Below are 19,746 nucleotides of genomic sequence, written 5' to 3' on the forward strand. Positions count from 1 at the left end.
GATCCTCCTTTGTTTTGATCTGGATGAACTTAGTATGAGCCTGAGCAAATAAAAAAAACCTCAGCCAAAGAATTGGCTAAGGTCTTTTGATGAGGATTAACGGCTTCCTTTTTCGTATGGTTTCCCAACTGCGGCAGGCGCTTCCGCCCGGCCTACGAAGCCGGCCAACGCCAGGATGGTCAACACATAAGGCAACATGCTCAGCACTTCACTGGGCACGTATTTCGTTACATTAAACAGCTGGCCTGTCAAGGTCAACGCTACGGCAAAACCAAAGAACGTTGCCGCCCCCAGTACCCCAAACGGACGCCACTTCCCGAAAATCAGCGCGGCCAAAGCAATAAACCCTTGACCCGCCACTGTACCTTGGTTGAACTCACTGCCAATGGCAATCGACAATCCAGCTCCCCCTAATGCGGCCAGCGCGCCACTGATCAATACGGCAACATAGCGCATTTTCACCACGGATACACCCGCTGTCTCCGCTGCATGTGGATGTTCGCCCACCGCGCGCAACCGCATGCCAAAGGTGGTACGGGTAAGCAGATAGTAACTGATCAGTACCACCAAAATCGCGATATACGTAGTAGGCAACGCTTTAAAGAGAGAGGGGCCGATCACAGGAATATCGCTTAAAAACGGAATCGCGATGGCATTCAACTTGTTTTCCACCACCGGGGTTTGTCCGGCACCATCATACAAGTGCTTAACCAAATAAACGGATAACCCTAAAGCCAAAAAGTTGATCGCCACACCGCTAACCACTTGATCCGCTTTGAATGTAATGGAGGCGACAGCGTGCGGCAATGCGAGCAACACCCCGGCAAGAACTGCAAACAGCAGACCCAACCATGGATTACCGGTTGTTAGAGTGGAAACGACCGCGGTGAAGGCACCAATGGTCATCAATCCCTCCAACCCGATATTGACAACACCGGATCGCTCAGAGTACAGGCCACCCATCCCGGCCAAAATCAACGGGGTGGCATAAATGACAGTTGTTGATAATATGTTGGTCAACGTATCAAGCACGCTTGTCCCCCCCTTTATTCCGGCTGAATTTGCCCATGAGTCGGCCGGTCACATTGGCAGCTACAAACAAGATGATTGCGGCAAACACTACCCGAATGACTTCAAATGGCACCCCGGCTTCAAACTGCATGTTTCCGCCGCCATATGTGAGGATACCAAACAGCACAGAAGCCAATACGACACCTAGTGGAGTGCTGGCACCCAACAAGGCTACCGCAATGCCATCAAACCCAATACCTGTGAAGGCAGGTTGAATCGCCAGATAACCGCTTGTACCCAATGCTTCGCCCGCACCGGCCAAACCGGCAAACGCACCACTGAACATCATGGACAAAATGATGTTGCGTTTAACGCTCATGCCAGCGTATTCTGCTGCCAGCGGATTATGTCCAACCGCGCGCAATTCATATCCCAACCGGGTACGCCATACAAGCACATACATAACGAAAGCGGCCAAGATCGCAAGGATAAGTCCAAAATGCAAACGGGCGCCTCCGAACATTTGTGAAACAGCATCAATGCGTAACGAAGCAGAATCCATGATTTTCGGGGTCGAATCGGCCCCATTGGACAACCAGTGGAAAACCAATGCGTTCGACAGGTACAAGGCGATAAAGTTCATCATGATTGAGATGATCACCTCGTGAACCCCGCGCGTTGCCTTCAACAAGCCTGGCACCAAGCCCCATACAGCTCCGGCCAAGCCACCGGCGATCACAGCTACAACGGCGTGCAAAACAGGTGGCAGATTCAATTTGAGCCCGACGATAATCGCCACCAACTGACCCACGATAAACTGCCCCTCGACACCGATGTTGAACAAGCCCGTCCGAAACGCCAAGGCAACCGCCAATCCAGTCAAGATCAGAGGCGTAATCGTCCGGAGCGTTTCACCCAAGTCGTATGGCTGCACCAACGCACTGACGAATAACGCGTTGTAAGCCGCAATCGGATCATATCCGGCTACCACCATCATGATCGCGCCAATCAACATCCCTAAAAGAATGGACAACAGGGAAGTGATAAAAGTAGATTGTGAATTGATGCGAGACAAGACTTTCATTCCGCCTTCACCTCCTGTTGTTTGACACTGCCGGCCATCAACAAGCCCAATTCTTCTTCGGAGGTGTTTTTCGGATCAACCCAACCGACGATTTTCCCTTCATAAATCACGGCCACCCGATCACTCAATTTCAGGACTTCATCCAGCTCCAAAGAGACCAACAGCACGGCTTTGCCCTTATCCCGTTGTTCGATGATCCGGCGATGGATGAACTCAATCGCCCCCACGTCCAACCCACGGGTCGGTTGGGCCGCGATCAAAAAGTCGGGATTGCGGTCCACTTCCCGAGCGATAATCGCTTTTTGCTGGTTACCTCCGGACAAAGCACGAATAGGCACGTGTTTATCAGGCGTGCGCACGTCAAACTCGCTGATCAATCGCTCCGCGTATAGATCTACTTCTTCTTTTTGTATCAGCCCATTTTTTGAAAACGGCGCTTGGTAGTATGTTTGCAAGACCATGTTTTCACTAACCGAAAAGTCAAGGACAAGCCCGCGTTTGTGACGGTCCTCGGGGATGTGGCCCACGCCTGCTTCGGTCACCTTGCGAGGGCTTGCATTGGTCACATCGTGCCCGCCAAGTCGAATCGTCCCGGCTTTTACCGGACGCAAGCCGGTGATCGCTTCGATCAATTCAGTTTGTCCGTTACCGTCCACACCAGCCAAGCCGACCACTTCACCGGCTCTCACTTGCATGTTCAGCCCGCGAACCACTTCTACGCCGCGATTGTCTTCAACAACCAGATTGGCAATATCCAACACCGTTTGACTTGGGTTGGCTTCTGCTTTTTCGATCTCGAAAGAGACCTCCCGGCCAACCATCAACGCGGCTAGTTGATTCTCATCCGTATCTTGCACATCGACCGTCTTGATCACCTTCCCGCGGCGAATCACCGTTACCCGGTCGCAAGTGCTCATAATTTCTTTCAGCTTATGTGTGATGAAGATAATTGTTTTCCCTTCTTTTACAAGGTTCCGCATAATTTCCATCAATTCATTGATCTCTTGCGGAGTCAACACAGCAGTCGGCTCGTCAAAGATCAAAATATCAGCGCCACGGTACAATGTTTTGAGGATTTCCACCCGTTGTTGCATGCCTACGGAAATATCAGATATTTTGGCCGTGGGATCCACCTTGAGATTATAGCGTTCCGACAGACGCCGGATCTCACTTTCCGCTTTTTTTACATCGATGATACCCAACTTGCTCCGTTCATCACCCAGAATGATATTTTCGGTGACAGTGAATGGTTGGACTAACATAAAGTGTTGGTGAACCATTCCGATTCCAAGCTTATTGGCCATTGTGGGGCCTGTGATGGTAACCGGTTGTTCCTTGATGCGAATTTCACCCTCATCCGGCTGATACAAGCCAAACAGGATGTTCATCAATGTTGACTTTCCAGCTCCATTTTCCCCAAGCAAGGCATGAATCTCACCTTTTTTCACAGTGAGATGAATTTGATCGTTGGCAACGATTCCCGGGAACCGTTTGGTTATTCCTAGCATCTCAACGACGTTCACAGGCTTCCCCCCTTTATAAATAAAAAGGATCGTGTTTTCTCCCCTTGTTTATATCACTTATCTTTCCATTTTAGAATGAGACAACGCTTACAGCAGTATACATGATGCCAAAATCAAAAAAACGGCGAACCATCTCTCTTCCAAATGAAAGCGGATTAAAACAAGAGGGATTTCTAGTATACATGAGATAATTAGAATAAGGAAGAGATATTTTTATAAATAGATACTATAACCACAGAATTTCAATATGTTTTTCTAATTTGGACATAAAAAAGAGTTGGAGTGTTCCTCCAACTCTTTGCTCCGCCTGATTAGTTCGCTTTAAAGTTTTTTGCTTCTTCAGGCGTGGTTGGCACCTTGATTTCGCCTTTGATGATTTTTTGTTGGAACTCTTCCACTTTTTTTACTACATCGTCACTGATGTGTTTGCTTTTCACAAAGCTTACGCCGCCTTCTTTCAAGCCAAACTCTTTTTGCTCGCCGCCTTTGAGTTTTCCTTCTTTCAATTCTTTGATCACATCAAACACGGCAACATCCACTTTTTTGATCATGGAAGTCAAGGTGTGTTCCGGTGCCAGCTTGGATTGGTCCATGTCAACACCGATAGCCCAGAATTTGCCTTGTTCACGCACTTTCACTTCATCAAACAGTCCTTTGCCCACACCACCGGAAGCATGGTAAATGATGTCAACGTTTCCGTTGTACATGGACTGAGCCAAAGAACGACCTTTCGTCGCGTCGGTGAAGCTTTCAGCATAAGCAACCTGTACTTCCGCATTAGGATTTACCGCTTTCACCCCTGCGATGAAACCAGCTTCAAACTTTTTGATCAAAGGAGAGGTCATTCCGCCGATAAAGCCAACTTTATTTGTTTTCGTCGTCAGACCAGCAATCGCCCCGACAAGGAAGGAACCTTCTTCTTCTTTAAAGGTTACTGCCGTTACATTCTTCGGAATATTTCCGCCCAAATTGTCGTCCACAATGCCAAAGTGTACGTTTTGAAATTGGTTAGCCACTTCTGGGATCGCTTTGTTAAACTTAAAGCCAATGCCCCAAGTGATATTGCGGCCTTCACGGGCAAATTTGGTCAAGTTAGGAACATAGTCTTCGTCACGTTTGGATTCTAGAGCCTTGATATCCGTGCTCAATTCTTTTTGGGAACGTTCAATGCCGGACCAAGCGCTTTGGTTGAATGACTCGTCATTCAAACCTCCCGTATCCGTTACCATGCCTACCGAAAATCCTTTGCCACCAGCTTGTCCTGCATTTTGACCGGAACAACCGACCAAAGAGACAGCCAGGACACCCGCCAACACGGCAGCCCATGCTTTTCTTACCATTTCCATTTTCCCCCTTGCAGCAACAAATCGCTTGTAGTGCCAAGCTTCATCTGACGCAAAAAACCCCCCTCTAACCAATACAGAAAAAATACGTATCAATCCAGAGGAATTCTATATTTTTGATAAAAACATTATTTGGATGTCAAATAAAGCTTCGCCCATAAATGTTATACCATGGGTTTACTTATTTGGCTACTGTTTTGTTTTTGTTCATATTGTTCTTTCGTCATTAACACTTCGCGCGGTTTGCTGCCTTCATAGGGACCGATCAGACCGTCTCCTTCCATCATATCGATCAGGCGCGCAGCCCGAGTGTATCCAACCCGCAAGCGGCGTTGCAGAAGGGAAGCTGAAGCCGACTGTGATTCCAACACAATCTGAACCGCTTGCGGATAAAGCTCGTCAGTCATATCCTGCGTCTGATTCTCACCCGCCTGCGGAATCATCTCTTCTTGGTAATGGGGTTCCTGCTGACCTTTTACGAACTTCACCACTGCCTCCACCTCTTCATCTGTGACAAAAGCCCCTTGAATCCGAATCGGTTTGGAGGCACCGGTTGGCAAATACAACATATCCCCTCGACCCAATAACTTTTCAGCGCCGCCCATGTCGAGAATGGTTCGCGAGTCAGCTTGTGAGGAAACAGCAAAGGCGATCCGGGAAGGGATATTCGCTTTAATCACACCCGTGATAACATCGACGGACGGACGTTGCGTGGCAATGATCAAATGAATCCCCGCGGCACGGGCCATTTGTGCCAAGCGGCAAATCGCGTCTTCCACATCGGATGGCGCAACCATCATCAAATCCGCCAACTCATCGACAATGACCACAATATAGGGCAACGGCTCTCTTCCATTCTCTTTCCGTTCTGCGACCATCTGGTTATACCGTTCAATATCACGCGCTCCCATCTTGGCGAACAGCTCATATCGCTTCTCCATCTCGGCCACCACTTTTTTGAGAGCGACAGCTGCTTTGCGCGGCTCCGTCACCACGGGCACCAACAGATGAGGAATACCGTTGTACACGTTTAACTCAACCATTTTGGGGTCAATCATCAGGAGCTTCACTTCGTCTGGACGCGCCTTGTAGAGCAAACTGACAACGATGCCGTTAATACAAACACTTTTACCCGAACCGGTCGCCCCCGCGATCAGCAAATGGGGCATTTTCGCCAAGCTGTCCACCTTGGGCTCACCATAAATATCTCGTCCTAAAGCAATACTCAGCTTGGATTGGTTGTCTTGGTATGGCAAACTTTCTATCACATCACGCAACCCGACTTTGGCGACTTCGGGATTGGGGACTTCAATCCCCACCGCGGATTTACCGGGAATAGGTGCTTCAATACGAATATCTTGAGCTGCCAAAGCCAATGCGATGTCATCTGCCAGATTGACGATCCGGCTCACTTTCACTCCTGTCTCCGGCTGAATCTCATACCGCGTCACAGCCGGCCCCCGATGAATTCCGATCACATTGGCCTTTACACCGAAACTCTTCAACTTTTCGACCAGGATTTTGGCGTTTTCCTGATAATCCCCTTGATTCAGCTGATGTTTCCGTTTGAATTTGGTGAGCAATGAAAGCGGAGGCAACCGGTATTCTGCCGGCGTGTGCGACTGGAACCGGACCACCAACTCTTCCTCTTTGACCGGTTCAGCTGAACCAGCCGCCTGGACTGGGACATCTTGGCGAGGAGTTGATCCTTCTTCTGTCTTGAGCTGAAGCTGCAACTGCTTCGGCTTCATGTCATCTCCTGCTTCTTTCTGGTAAGCATGATCGGCGAAATCATAAATGATCGGTTCGACGATCGGATCATTGCTAACACCTTGCTCGGCATCCTCCCGCCGTCGTGACGAGGCAGGCGCTTTGTGCCGCTTTTGCTGGCGGCGAGCTTGTTTAGCTACATATCCACGCAGCCATTCAATCAGGCTTCGTTTCACTTTTTTCTTCATCTTCTTGATCCAGCCCTTGGTCTTCTTAAACGCCTTTACATACGAAAAATCAGCGATCAAGAGAAGCCCGCTCAACACGAATGCCCCCAGCACAATCAATGTGCCTGTGTCAGCAAACAAAAACCGCAACAGAGCGTAGAGGACAGCACCCACCATGCCACTGCCAATGTCTTGGGGAACGGCGGAAGTCCGCTCATCCAACAACAGGTACCACGTGGCGTCGACAATGCCTTGTTTGGTCTGCAAAGTGTGGAAGGTAAGATAATGGTTATAAGCCAGCAGTGACAAAAACACCAACAACACGCCCGTCATTCGCGGCGACCAGCGTTGTGGCCATTTCCGATTGACCATTACGTACACTGCCAGCCAGATGCCGATGATCGGCACAGCAAAATCCCAGGTTCCTACAATAAACCGTGCCAAATACGTCAGGTTTCGCCCGATGGCGCCATAACTTGCCATAGTGATAAAAGATAAGGCCAAAAGGGTGATGCCGTAAATTTCGAATAATATTTCACGCTTTAGTTGTTCAGGTTGCTTCTTTTTTTTCTTTCTCCTTGCCATTTCGATCACCTTTCACTTAGCCATCGCTTTCCATTATAACATGGAAAAGCTCACCAGCAGGATTTCTTCTCTTGACATTTCTGATTTATCTGTTCTTTTCACCCCCGGCTGGTCGGCGAATGATCTCACCTTACAAAATTTCCTATCGACATGCCCATTCCCTGCCCACCGAAAAAGCGAAAAATAAAAAAACCCTCGTTCGGGTGTTCGGATAGGGCATTATTAGGGTGTGTCTAGCAAATCAAGTTGGTAGGGAGAAGCGGAGGAAGAACCTTTTCACGATGAGCGCCTATACACAAGTGAAGCGAATGAGAAAACGGTTTTGGAGCCGCTGCCTATTCATCAGATACGCTCTAAAAGGTACTATATTGCAAAACCACAGCATACGCCAACATGACGTAAAAACTCATTTTTAATAGAGTTTTATTGTTGATTAACGAAATCATCATTTCGTTAATCATTTAAGGCGGCATCGTGCACAAGCCTTCAACACGTGCATGTCAATGGGGGCAGATCACCGCACTCACACAATATTTAACTAATTGTCATTAACTTATCTATTTTAAAGCCCCTTTATATATTTATTAATCATAAAATAATATAATCAATATAAATTTATGGAGGAACGAAAGTGAAACAAGCGAACACAGACCTTGATGTCATCATTATCGGTTCTGGATTGGGCGGTCTCACCGCTGGAGCGTTATTGGCCAAAGCAGGGATAAAAGTATCCGTTTTAGAACAACATTATGTGGTTGGGGGGTGCGCCCAATCTTTCCGAAGGGGCACCTTTCTTTTTGATGCAGGAATTCATTTGATCGGCGGATGCCAACCAGGAGGGATTATTCATTCACTGTACGAGGAGTTGGGCCTATCTGGTGACATTGAATTTTTAGAAGTAAATCCCATGTTCCATCTCAAGCTGGGCACCCGTCATTATGAGATTCCTGCCAACCTCGATCAACTGTCTGCGTTGATGGGGAAATGGTTTCCCGCAGATAAAGAAGTGATCGAGGAAACCATCGCAGAGATTAAGCAATTGGGAACCATCATCTTGCACGATCAGTTTCAACAGGAACCCCATATTCTTCAGCGGCTGATGGAAGTAGCCCATCTGTCTTTTGCCCAGTACTTGCAGGGGCGTTTTTCTCATCCCCATGCTGCATTGGTGCTGGGAGCATTGCATCCCTATGGCGGTGTGCCGACCAACCAATTGAGCACCCCGTTTATGATGGCGATGATGGCTTCTTATCATCATGGCGCGTATTATCCGCGAGGAGGATCGCAAACGATGGCCAATCTCTTGCGCGATTATATCGAATCAAAAGGTGGGATCGTCCAACTCAATAAAAAAGTGTCAAAAATCCTGTTCGACGGTAAGCGCGTCACGGGCGTGCTTGACCATAAAGGAAACTGTTATCTGGCAAACACCGTGATTTCCAATGCCGACATCCGAACAACGCTGATAGATCTTTTAGGGGCAGAACATTTGCCTTCCACTTACCTGCAAAGCATGAAACAAATGATACCTTCCTACTCGGCGGTGATACAATACGGAGCGGTGTCCAACCATGATACCCAATCTCTTCCACACGAACTGTTCCTCTTTCCCGATCGGCAACTGGAGACAGAAGCACAATACTTGTATGATCCACTGAATCCGGAAACAGAACCCTGTATCCTTGTTTGTTGTCCTTCTACCGTTGATCCCGGATTGGCCCCCGACGGATATGCAATTATGACATTCATGTCCTTGTGCTCAGCCTCCCATCTGGAAAAAGCTCGCACCCAACTCGGTAAAGAAGCGATTGAACGCCATTATGTGGCATTAGTGGAAAAGAAACTACCTGGTATTCAAGAAAAATTGGTTTTTCAAGAGTTCGCCACCCCGAAAACAGTTGAACGATACACATCCAATCACAACGGAGCGATTTATGGTTGGATGAAATCTGCCACCCAACCTTGGGCAGAAAACATGGGGCCAACCACGCCGATCGAGGGGTTGTATTTGGCCGGCCATTGGACACCCAACACACATGGAGTCATCGGAGCTATCAAATCAGGAAAAATCACGGCCAACTACATCCTTCAGTCGAGATAAAATTCACGATAAAAATGAGCAACTCGATATAATCACATAATATGAAAAAGCCACAAAGACAATGGTATGTGGCTTTTTCGTATATTTAGAATTTCGCTTTTGGGATAAGCAACAGAATGTGAGCACCTCTGCTAATCCGATTCAGGTTCGGTTTTTCGTCACTCGAAACTGCCAAACATTGCGGTAGGGGTAGAAGAAATATCTGCAAAAAATTGGTGATATTCATCCATCAAGGTGGATGCTCCTTCTACCCCTATACTTTGGTTGATCGATGGCTGAAAAAGGGCGTCACGAAGAAAATCAGCTGTACTGGAGCAAACTTCTCACATATGATCACATAAACCCAGTCAGATCGCTCATTTCCACTTTATATCGATTGTTCCATTAAAGATCAAAAAGACAAAAACAAGAATCAAGATAACATCCAAAGCAATAAACAACATATAGGTCGTTTTTTGTTTCCATTCCCGCTTCTGACCCAAAATGTTTATTCCAAAGAAGAGAATCGATGTCAGTACCGCATATATCAAAGCCACATATTGTATCGCCATAGTTATCCCTCCGTTATAAGATGCTGGATAAGGAAGTAAATCATTGTAAACACACTACGCATTCGAATAATAAAGCCCGTCGAATCCATCCATTTTTCAGCGAACCAAGTTTTTCCGACCATCGATCATGATCATATTGAGTTGAACGGCTGCCCCATGTATATATTCGCGAATAAATTAATTTTTTTGTCAAAAATACATCGATTTCTACAAAAGGTTGCCTCCATGTATCATCTCAAGACTTTGATCAAAGCGTTGTGTAAGTAAAAAAAGTTTAATGATTCACCAATTTAAAGGAAACCTTTTTCACATTAAGATGACCTCGACATTTGTTTTTGTATGTATTGAAGCTCTTGTTGTTGTACTATTAAATAGAACGACTTCCCATCCAAACGTGATCAGATTTAGAATGGATGAGAAGGCAATGCTGCCTGCAAATATGAAATGCATCCTTCTCTAGCTAATCTAAACAATAGGAGTGATGGTATGTTCAGAAAATTCCCGTTTTTAATATGGGTATTTTTACTCATATTTCTAATGTATAACGGATATGCTTACTACTTAGGCCAGCAAGTTGAGGTTGGAAACCAAAAGCAGATGCTCACCTATTGGGCTTGGATTGATCTGGGTAGTCGCTTCAACTTATTCATGATAGGGCTTAGTGGCGTAGCCTGGGTGATTCAGAAACATCGTATACCCTTTTTTACCTATTCATCAGCGACTACATTGTCCTTCTATAGTTTACAGATCGTTGTTTCTCTCTTCTTTTTTCCTGAAGTGCAAAAGCCCCTTATCGCAAACAACCCCACCATTGGTTGGAGTGAAACCATCATGGGCTGGGGAGACGTAAAAGCAATAACCCTTATTATTATGAATTCCGCCTGGACCATCTACGGCTTAATCATCGGTTGGTTGGTTTACTACATACAATATAAAAGCGCAAAGATAAAAAGTTAGTCTTAATGGACTCTCTGCACCCAACTCACGTCTCCATTCGTTTCACCACCGAGCATCGCCACTGCCCCTTTATCTGTATCAATAGAAACAACCCTAAACAAAATATGACCGATTACTCCGTTTGAAACGGCAACCAAAGATAGCTCAGGTACAAAAAATTCTGATGCTCTGATCGCTTCTACCAGATTCGCTTCCTTTTCCTATATCCATCCATAATAAATAAGCTCCCCACTCAGGAGAGCTTTTCACTCATCATAAACTAATCCGCAGTCCGGGTTGAAACCGGGGATCGAGATAATGGGCAGGATCGGCGCTGAGCAAACGAACAATGGTCTTTTCCTGTTCATTATGCCTGCGCACCAGCATGGGCACTCCCTCAACCTCCACTTCTTCCAACGGTGTTTGTGATTCATCAAAAAAAGCGAGTTCCATCGGCACTACCGCATAATAAATCACTGCAGGATCTCCCCTTTGGACTCAGCAATCTTCCGGTTCAATTCTGCCAACGCGTCTGAAATTCCGCCCACACGGTCAATCAGCCCATATTTGACCGCGTCTTTGCCAATTACATTGGTACCGATGTCCCGTGCTAAATCCCCAGTCCGAAACATCAACTCCCGGAATTTCTCCTCTGTGATATTCGAATGTTGGGACACAAACCGGATCACGCGATCCTGCATTTTCTCCAAATACTCAAAAGTCTGAGGCACACCGATTACCAAGCCAGTCAACCGAACCGGGTGTACGGTCATCGTTGCGGTTTCCGCAATGAAAGATGTGTCTGCTGCCACTGCAATTGGTACGCCGATACTGTGACCTCCTCCCAAAACAATCGAAACGGTCGGTTTGCTCATGGAAGCGATCATTTCAGCGATGGCCAGTCCAGCCTCAACATCGCCGCCCACGGTGTTAAGAATGATAACCATTCCTTCGATTTTGGGATTTTGCTCTACTGCCACGATTTGCGGAATGATATGTTCATATTTGGTTGTTTTGTTATGTGGAGGCATGACGAGATGCCCTTCCACTTGTCCGATGATGCTCATACAGAACACATTGGATTCCAGTTGTGGGACATTGGTTTGCCCCAATTGCTGGATAGCTTGCAGCGCAGCATCCTTTTTCTTTTGCTCATCCGCTCCCTCTGCTGGCCGCTCCGGATTCCCTTCAGGCGATTCAACTTGGTCATTCTTTATATTCACTTCAGACATGTGCTAATCCCTCCAACCTCGTGTCCCTGTTTAGTATGGTCGGAAGGACGGAATCTTATTGCACCCGCAGAGAAAAACGAGGACGACACGTTGTAGCATGGGGATATCATCGCTTTTCATAGACATAGAAAGTACAGCTATACTTGTTCTTCTCATCCCGAGGATGTCGGCATGAAGCAACCACTTCCCAGACACCCGGCAAAGGGGGGAAATAGGCATCTCCTTCAAACTCATGTTCCACTACGGTGATGAAGGCTTTGGTGGCAATGGGAGCAAACAGTTCATAGATTTCTTGACCTCCGATGATAAAGGCGGGACGGGAGAAGGTGGCCGCCATCACCCCGTCAAAATCTGTCACGCGAACTTCAGGAAAGTCGCGCAAACATGTACGCTTCCTGGATAACACAATATTCTCCCGACCCGGTAACGGTTTGCCAATTGATTCAAATGTTTTTCTACCCATGATGACGGTGTGTCCCCATGTCACCTTTCGGAAATGCTGCAAATCTGCGGGCAAGTCTCTACCCCAAGGCATGTTACCGTCTTTTCCGATCACGCCGTTGAGATCCTTGGCCACGATCATATAAAACATGTGAGCTCCTCCATTAATAAGTGTTCACTATCATTCTGACTGCCTGGTGGATCAATTCTCCTGGATATCGATAGGTTACGCTATTATCGCGAAATTCATCTTCTTCGACAACTTGCCAATCCGGCTCGGCCTTTTTGATAAGATCCATATCCAGATCAACAAAACACACCACATCTCCATGAACAGTAGATGGCATGGCCACATTGCAATAATAAGAGAGAATCTGCCCATTTTCGAACTGCATGGCAGCAGTGAACCATTCTGTAAACGAAAAATATTCCAATGACGGCCGATCCATCATATACACCTTCTTTTTTGGTGTACCAATTTCCGACCGGTCTTGCACCATACAAGTATGCCGCCATCAGTCTGCTCCAAGCATTCTCCTTTCCATTCATAGTGAAGGATATCGGGTTATACACTGCAGATCCCTTTACTGTACTGGCTCGCACACGTTAAGCGATTGACCAAATATATGTTTACTTCCCCTAACACAGAAAAAAAACAGGGCTAAATTCCGTTCATTTAAACCCTGTCACTTAGTCTTGCGTCCCTTGGTTCGGTAGTCCCTCACCTGAATGTGGACGTCTACTTTCACCTCAGCCTCGCTGAAAACCTCGTCCCATTTGTCCTTCATCTTTTCCCAGACTTGGGGATGATCCAGTTGCAACTTTTTGCCGAAACCGATCACATCAGCATGGTATTGATGTTGCAATTTGTCAAGCGTATGCCGGATCATCTGTGTCAGCGATTTTTCCACTGCTGTACCCGCCCGTTGCAACAAATCTCCTTCAAAAGCGTCTCCCGGCAACAGCCAGTCTTCTTCCAACTCCCCATCTGCTTCCACCTTTACCAAAAAGGTGATGCGCCCATCCTGTACTTGCGCTCTTACCCGGCTCTTGATCTCAGACGTCTCAACCGTAACCAATTGGCCCGTTTTGTCGTCAAAACCTTTAATCATATCGGATCTGGTCTCCCCTGTCAGCCAATTGACCGCAGTCACTTCTCCCGGATTTAACGTGCCGATCATCTTGTTCGATTTCCCTTTAATAACAGCCGCACCAACAACTTTCTTTCCTCCTTCGCTGGCACCAATCATTTGTAACAGAAAGCTGGACTTGGCAGCCATCTTCGCTGACACTTTTTGCAAACTCATCTCCGGCAAAATACTGCCAATCCGCTCCCGGTTCTTAGCCATGTCCACCAATTCAAATGCAGGCACGTCCTCCCCCACTTCCAAAATGTGTTTCGCCCGTCCCTCAGCTATGAACAGCAGACAACTATACCGGATCTGTGTATCACGTAGATAATCCATGAGCAATTGGTTTAAATTCAGCTTACGGGCCAAATCTTCACTCACCACCACCACTTTCACATGTGAAACGATGGGGACTTGGGTATAGCGTTCAAACAACTTGTGCCAAGCCTTTAACACCGATATGTCAGTTGTTGAGAAATTAGTATACGGCTTCTGTTGTTGCCCTCCCTTTTGACTGGCAATCGCTTCCGGTACAATATGTTGCGCTGTCACCATAATCATGGGATGACTCTTTGTCTCTTCTTCTTCTGATTGCTCCGCCAAATCAAGCGCTTCACCCACCTGCAAGTGTCGTTCTTCCAAGTCTGTATAATCCCAGCAACCACCCAAACAAACACACAGTAACACCATGCAGACCAGCATGAGTAGCGTTCTAGGAGTGATTCGCATGCAACATCCCCCTCATCTTCGCGATGATAAGGAGCAACAACGGGATAACTACGATAAGCCCAAGCAACAAATAACCCAATAGATCTCCCACCGCAAACACATCATTAATTGTTGTCGGCACCCAACCCAATCCATATATCACCGGCAACAATCCGTAAACAAATGGGCGAAACCAGTTTTCATTGGCAAATACGTGCCTCAAACCCAATCCTGCGAAATAATGGCACAAGCTTAACGTGGTGAAAATCTGCAAAATCCACACCGCCAACAAAAAAGATTCATACCTCTCAAAAAACACCCCCTCCAATTCAACCGACCGAGCTAGATCAATCGTGGGAAAGGTAAGCGTCACCACATCATCAACCGTCAACACGCCTATGACGATAATCACTGTTAAAACATAAAATACCATGGATATCCCGATCCCCACGATCACCGCTTTGACAGCATCGCGTGGTTTGTCCATGAACGCGGGCAAAAATAGCATCGTTTCAAGTCCCAAGTAGGACAAGGAAGTCGTTTTGACACCCTGCAATACAGGCAACCAGCCTTTGGACAACACCGGTCGCAAATGATCGACATCAAATTCCTTAAAACCCATGAACAAGACGAGAAAAAACAAGATCACTGTGATCGGAAGAAAACCTTCGTACAATCGAGCCACTGCATTTAAGCCGCCAACTACCAGATACGCACTGGCCAATAAAAGCATACCCATCGTCACTTCCTTGGGTGTGGCTGGCAACAGAAAAAAATCAGTCACTTCCGCCATGGCCCGGACCTCAAATGAGGCCAACAGGGTGAAATAACCTACTGTATACAAACAAATGATGTTGCCGATCCACTTACCGGCGATGTCCTTACTGTATTGGTAAAACGTCTTTCCGGGAAAACACTGGCTGAACTTTGCAAGAAGGCTTCCCGCCAACATGGCTACCAGCCCTCCCAGAATGACCGAAATCCAACCATCAGGGGTACCGGTTTCATCAGTGACCGCGCGCGGCAGGGTCAAAATGCCGAGCCCCAAGATAAAGGAGGATACCAAGACAGCGGTTTGCGTAGAAGTGATGCGATCTTGCAAATTTGTTAACAATGTCCACTCACTTCCTTTTTGTCGGGGATCGCAAGCGAATCTCATCTTGCGTAAACAGCATTTTGGGACGCCTGGTCATCATTTTCTGCGGCAGGCGCAAAACGAAATCTTTCCAATCAGACAGGTAAATAGGCGCAGCCGGAGAAACATAGGGAACACCAAAACTCTTTAATTTGACCAAATGAATCGAGAGAATGAGAAAATAAAAGATCACGCCAAACAATCCCAAGACACCGGCGCAAATCATCGCCCCAAACCGTAACACACGCATGCTGATACCGCCCGCATACTGTGGAATGACAAAAGAAGAAATCGCCGTCAACGACACCACAATCACCATGATCGGGCTAACAATGCCCGCTTGTACCGCCGCTTCGCCGATCACCAGCCCCCCAACCAAGCCAACCGTTTGTCCCACCGGTTTGGGCAGGCGCAACCCCGCTTCACGCAAAATTTCAATGGCAATCTCCATGACAAAAGATTCAATGATAGATGGAAACGGGACCCCTTCCCTCGTGGCTGCAATCGAAATAGCCAACGTGGTAGGAATAAGCCCTTGATGAAAGGAGACGAAAGCGATATAGATGGAAGGGAGAAAGATGGTAAGAAATGCGGCAAAATAACGCAACAGGCGAATCAGGAAACCCGGAATCCATCGTTCATAATAATCTTCAGGTGACTGAAGCAACATCGCGAACGTGACGGGAGCGATTAAGGCAAAGGGGGTGCCGTCAAGTAGAATAACCACCCGCCCTTCCAACAGCGCGGCGACGATGCGGTCGGGCCGTTCCGTACTTTGCAATTGGGGAAAGAGCGTCACATGATTCTCTTCGATCAGTTGCTCAATATAACCGGATTCCGGTATATCATCCAATTCAATCATGTTGTCGATTCGTCGTTCTACCTCTTGAAGCAAATCTTCATTGACAATGCCCTCAAAATAAACAATGGCCAACTCTTTTTTGGTGCGTTGGCCCACATGCTTCGTGATGACTGACAGATTGGGATTGGCCACTTGTTGGCGCAAAATGGCCAGATTATCCTGAAGGCTTTCGTTAAAACCCAACCGCGGACCTCTAACCAAAGCCTCCGTCAGCGGCTCGGCAAATTTGCGCGACTTTTTATTCTTGGTATTGATCACCAATACCTCGTCAGCACCCTCAATCCACAATGCCGCATTTCCGTGAAAGACATGAGATGATACGTCGGATACCGCTACTTTAATCACATCATTCACAGTAAGAAAACGATCCTTTATGATATCCAGCAGGTTGGACGGCATATTGGCCCCATCGACCTCATCGGAAAGTCGAAAATTCATTAACAAGGGCTTCAAGACATACTCATTAATTACAATGCTATTTGCCAATTCGTTCAAGAATATCAATACGGCGCGAATGTTGGTACCTCGTAAATAAAACTCCCTCGTCCGCAGTTCTGTGCGGGTACCGATCTCCTCAATCAAACGCTGAAACGGATCTACGAACGCCTGGTTTGCCCCGCCACCGCTCGGTATCCCATCCTCCCTTACCCCCGGCGACGCGGACGGCTCAGTAGCCGACATCTTCTTCGGAGAAAGCGGCCGGGCCTTTCTTATCCGCGATGTTTTGCGCTTCCGTCCATCTGTCATCCCACATCCCCCTTTCTCTGCGAAACTGGCCCACGGAACGTCGGTTTTCCTTATTTTGGACAGAACCACACTTCTTCATACGGCATAAATTGGCAACCGCACCTTCTTTTCACGCACAAAAAAAACCACAGTTCGTTATCATCGAACTGCGGTTTATGGAATGGATTTCCCCTTAGTTTTTCACCAGCAACCCTTTGTTCCCCACTTCTTCCTTGAGGAGGTTGGCGAAGGCGTCTACCGTCATCACACCTAGATCCCCTTCACCATAACGGCGCACCGCAACAGAACGGGATGCTTGTTCTTTCTCCCCGATCACCAAGGTGTACGGGATTTTCTCTGTTTGCGATTTTCTGATCTTATAGCCGAGCTTCTCGTCACTATTGTCAAACTCCACTCGCAATCCGGCTCTGGTCAAGACATCTGCCACTTCTTGCGCATAAGTGTCAAACACTTTGCTTACCGTCAGCACGCGAGCTTGCACTGGTGCCAACCAAGCCGGAAATGCTCCTTTGTATTGCTCGATGAGGAAAGCGACAAAGCGCTCCATCGTTCCCACAATACCGCGGTGGAGGACAACCGGGCGGTGCATCTTGCCATCTTCGCCCATGTACTCCAATTCAAACCGCATCGGCAATTGGAAGTCCAGTTGCACAGTAGACAAGGTCTCATCTTTTCCCAACGCCGTTTTGACTTGAACATCCAATTTCGGACCATAGAAAGCCGCCTCACCCGGGGCAATCACATAGTCCAATCCCATGTCATCCATGGTTTCTTTCAACATACCTTGCGCCAATTCCCACATCTCATCATTTTGGATGTATTTCTCCTTATCTTCCGGATCGCGGAAAGACAAGCGGTGATAGTAATCCGTGATACCAAAATCCTTGTACACTTGCTCAATGAGCCGCACTACTCGGGTAAATTCTTCTTTGATCTGATCCGGGCGGCAGAAGATGTGGGCATCATTCAAGGTCATCACCCGCACCCGTTGCAAACCGGCTAAGGCCCCCGACATCTCATAGCGGTGCATCATGCCCAGCTCAGCGATCCGGATCGGCAGGTCGCGGTAGCTATGCAAGCGGGATTTGTACACCATCATATGGTGTGGGCAGTTCATTGGCCGCAACACCAACTCTTCTTGGTCGATCTTCATCACCGGATACATGTCTTCTTTGTAATGTTCCCAATGGCCCGATGTTTTGTAGAGATCCACGTTGGCCAAATGGGGGGTGTACACATGCTCATAACCCAAACGCTCTTCCAAGTCCACAATGTAACGCTCGATGATGCGGCGGATTTTGGCCCCTTTTGGCAACCAGATCGGCAAGCCTTGACCCACGTCTTTGGATAAGGTGAACAAGCCCAATTCTTTGCCCAGCTTGCGATGGTCGCGTTGTTTAGCCTCTTCCAACAGCTTCAAATGGGCATCCAGTTCTTCTTTTTTATTAAAAGCCACGGCATAGATGCGGGTCAGCATCTCCCGGTCGGAATCCCCACGCCAGTATGCCCCGGAAATGTTCATCAGCTTGAATGCTTTCACCTTGCCCGTAGAAGGCAGGTGTGGGCCACGGCACAAATCTACAAACTCGCCCTGACGATAGATGGTAATCACTTCATCTTCCGGCAAGTCTTGAATCAACTCCACCTTGAAACGATCCTCCCGCTCAGCGAAAAACTTGATCGCTTCGTCGCGGGACAGCACTTCGCGCTCCAACGGCAGATTTTCCTTGATGATCTTCTTCATCTCTGCCTCAATTTTGGGCAGATCTTCCGGAGTGAAAGTATGGTCAGCAAAATCATAGTAAAACCCGTTTTCAATCACCGGACCGATCGCGAACTTGACACCAGGATACAGGCGGGACACCGCTTGAGCCATAACATGGGCCGCGGTGTGGCGCATCACGTCAACCCCCTCAGCTTCCTTTAGGGTCAACAGTTCCAAATCGCCGTCTTCTTCGATCGTGCGCATCAAATCCAACACTTTTCCATTCAGTTTGGCGGCCACCGCTTCCTTCGCCAAGCTACGTGAAATGGACGCGGCAATTTCCTTAAACGTGGTGCCAGCTGGATATTCTCTCTCCGAACCATCTTTTAACCTGATCTTCAGCTGTTCTGCCACTGTTAAACACCTCTTTTTAGGTAAAATAAAAAACGTCCCCGCCGCCTCATTAAATGAGGGACGAGAACGTTGTTCCCGTGGTTCCACCCTGATTTGATGGGTTCCCCAATAGGGGCAAACGCCATCCTTGTTGGTGTATAACGTACACCCCGGCCATCATTTCATAAGTCGCCTTACTCCCTGATGGCAGCTTGGAAAGTGGTATCCGCTAAAAGTCCTATGGGCGTGCTTGCAGCCACGGCAACGCCTCTCTGATGCATAGGTTTCTTTAGGGCATGTCTTTCCGCATCGCTGTGAAAAA

At 47.5% G+C, this 19,746-nt stretch carries 15 protein-coding genes; 2 read left to right on the forward strand and 13 right to left on the reverse strand.

From position 1 onward, the window contains the following. Positions 1–96 precede the first annotated feature (96 nt). The 5 genes from NYR52_RS09585 to NYR52_RS09605 all read right to left on the reverse strand — a co-directional run bounded on the left by NYR52_RS09585 (position 97) and on the right by NYR52_RS09605 (position 7,483). On the reverse strand, positions 97–1,032 hold the full coding sequence (locus NYR52_RS09585) for an ABC transporter permease (RefSeq protein WP_022737591.1): 936 nt from the start codon (positions 1,030–1,032) through the stop codon (positions 97–99). Then, positions 1,025–2,095, reverse strand: coding sequence for an ABC transporter permease (locus NYR52_RS09590; protein ID WP_022737590.1), 1,071 nt, complete (start codon positions 2,093–2,095; stop codon positions 1,025–1,027). The genes NYR52_RS09585 and NYR52_RS09590 overlap by 8 nt, the downstream gene beginning before the upstream one ends. Further along, complete coding sequence (locus NYR52_RS09595; RefSeq protein WP_132221007.1) at positions 2,092–3,603, reverse strand: ABC transporter ATP-binding protein; 1,512 nt, start codon at positions 3,601–3,603, stop codon at positions 2,092–2,094. Before NYR52_RS09595 ends, NYR52_RS09590 begins: the two co-directional genes overlap by 4 nt. Before the next feature lie 326 nt (positions 3,604–3,929). Beyond that, the gene (locus NYR52_RS09600) at positions 3,930–4,958 is read right to left on the reverse strand and encodes a BMP family lipoprotein (protein ID WP_132220824.1); all 1,029 of its coding nucleotides are present in this window, start codon (positions 4,956–4,958) and stop codon (positions 3,930–3,932) included. A 167-nt stretch (positions 4,959–5,125) separates the two neighbouring features. Next, positions 5,126–7,483, reverse strand: a complete 2,358-nt coding sequence (locus tag NYR52_RS09605; protein WP_259435547.1) for an FtsK/SpoIIIE family DNA translocase — start codon at positions 7,481–7,483, stop codon at positions 5,126–5,128. Between the two features lie 631 nt (positions 7,484–8,114). On the opposite strand from NYR52_RS09605, the gene NYR52_RS09610 reads away from it, so the two are divergent. Both NYR52_RS09610 and NYR52_RS09615 read left to right on the forward strand, forming a co-directional pair. Continuing rightward, positions 8,115–9,584 (forward strand): phytoene desaturase family protein, encoded by a 1,470-nt coding sequence (locus tag NYR52_RS09610; protein ID WP_259435548.1) that lies wholly within the window; start codon positions 8,115–8,117, stop codon positions 9,582–9,584. Positions 9,585–10,621: 1,037 nt separating this feature from the next. Further along, a complete protein-coding gene (locus NYR52_RS09615; RefSeq protein WP_132220830.1) occupies positions 10,622–11,092 on the forward strand; it encodes a hypothetical protein in 471 nt (156 codons plus the stop codon). A 252-nt stretch (positions 11,093–11,344) separates the two neighbouring features. Here NYR52_RS09615 and NYR52_RS09620 read toward each other — a convergent pair whose 3' ends face one another. The 8 genes from NYR52_RS09620 to thrS form a co-directional block, all read right to left on the reverse strand. Then, positions 11,345–11,548 (reverse strand): YlzJ-like family protein, encoded by a 204-nt coding sequence (locus NYR52_RS09620; protein WP_132220832.1) that lies wholly within the window; start codon positions 11,546–11,548, stop codon positions 11,345–11,347. Continuing rightward, positions 11,545–12,303: a ClpP family protease gene (locus tag NYR52_RS09625; protein ID WP_132220834.1), complete on the reverse strand. Its 759-nt coding sequence runs from the start codon at positions 12,301–12,303 to the stop codon at positions 11,545–11,547. The genes NYR52_RS09620 and NYR52_RS09625 overlap by 4 nt, the downstream gene beginning before the upstream one ends. A 106-nt stretch (positions 12,304–12,409) precedes the next feature. Beyond that, positions 12,410–12,895 carry a dihydrofolate reductase gene (locus tag NYR52_RS09630; RefSeq protein ID WP_259435549.1) on the reverse strand — a complete coding sequence of 162 codons (486 nt, stop codon included), beginning with the start codon at positions 12,893–12,895 and terminating at the stop codon, positions 12,410–12,412. Between the two features lie 13 nt (positions 12,896–12,908). Continuing rightward, the gene (locus tag NYR52_RS09635) at positions 12,909–13,244 is read right to left on the reverse strand and encodes a DUF402 domain-containing protein (protein WP_259435550.1); all 336 of its coding nucleotides are present in this window, start codon (positions 13,242–13,244) and stop codon (positions 12,909–12,911) included. A gap of 186 nt (positions 13,245–13,430) precedes the next feature. Next, positions 13,431–14,603: a Ger(x)C family spore germination protein gene (locus NYR52_RS09640; protein WP_132220839.1), complete on the reverse strand. Its 1,173-nt coding sequence runs from the start codon at positions 14,601–14,603 to the stop codon at positions 13,431–13,433. Beyond that, positions 14,587–15,696 (reverse strand): GerAB/ArcD/ProY family transporter, encoded by a 1,110-nt coding sequence (locus tag NYR52_RS09645; protein ID WP_259435551.1) that lies wholly within the window; start codon positions 15,694–15,696, stop codon positions 14,587–14,589. The genes NYR52_RS09640 and NYR52_RS09645 overlap by 17 nt, the downstream gene beginning before the upstream one ends. A gap of 7 nt (positions 15,697–15,703) precedes the next feature. After that, positions 15,704–17,326, reverse strand: coding sequence for a spore germination protein (locus tag NYR52_RS09650; RefSeq protein WP_259435552.1), 1,623 nt, complete (start codon positions 17,324–17,326; stop codon positions 15,704–15,706). A 172-nt stretch (positions 17,327–17,498) separates the two neighbouring features. Continuing rightward, the gene (gene thrS, locus NYR52_RS09655; protein ID WP_132220845.1) at positions 17,499–19,445 is read right to left on the reverse strand and encodes a threonine--tRNA ligase; all 1,947 of its coding nucleotides are present in this window, start codon (positions 19,443–19,445) and stop codon (positions 17,499–17,501) included. Between the last annotated feature and the right edge of the window lie 301 nt (positions 19,446–19,746).

This window comes from Laceyella sacchari (assembly GCF_024927925.1).
Taxonomy (GTDB): Bacteria; Bacillota; Bacilli; order Thermoactinomycetales; family Thermoactinomycetaceae; genus Laceyella; species Laceyella sacchari.